The organism is Virgibacillus salexigens, from assembly GCF_014905415.1.
Classification (GTDB): domain Bacteria; phylum Bacillota; class Bacilli; order Bacillales; family Amphibacillaceae; genus Virgibacillus; species Virgibacillus salexigens.
In genome coordinates this window covers 1-344 of the sequence record NZ_BNEO01000063.1, presented here as the reverse complement: position 1 = coordinate 344, position 344 = coordinate 1, and the positions used below count along the sequence as shown (strand labels likewise).

Below are 344 nucleotides of genomic sequence, written 5' to 3'. Positions count from 1 at the left end.
GTACGCCCTTTGTTTTTCCCCGTTTTTCTGGCAATAAAGGCAGTTGGATGTCCTGCGATATCCTTTTCTACCTCATGGCCTTCCTCTACCAAAATATCAGTTAGTGTTTTTGCTGCGTAAACTTCCTGATTTCCTATTTCTGGATTTTCATGGATTGCATGGCTTATTCCTATATATCTTTCTGAATTTGCATCAATATACGCAGCAATTTGTTCCTTTAATTTTGTTGTTCGATCAATTGCAACTGTCATCCTTGCTCACCTCGTTTTTTGTTAATTAATGACCGATTTCACTTAACGGAACAAATGTAGGAATAGAATTTCCATTTCGTTCTTCTTCTATAA

The 344-nt window shown here is 36.6% G+C and carries 1 pseudogene; it reads right to left on the bottom strand.

Annotated elements, in window-relative coordinates:
• A pseudogene (locus tag JKP73_RS22240) lies at positions 1 to 251 on the bottom strand (amidohydrolase); the annotation flags it as partial.
• Between the last annotated feature and the right edge of the window lie 93 nt (positions 252 to 344).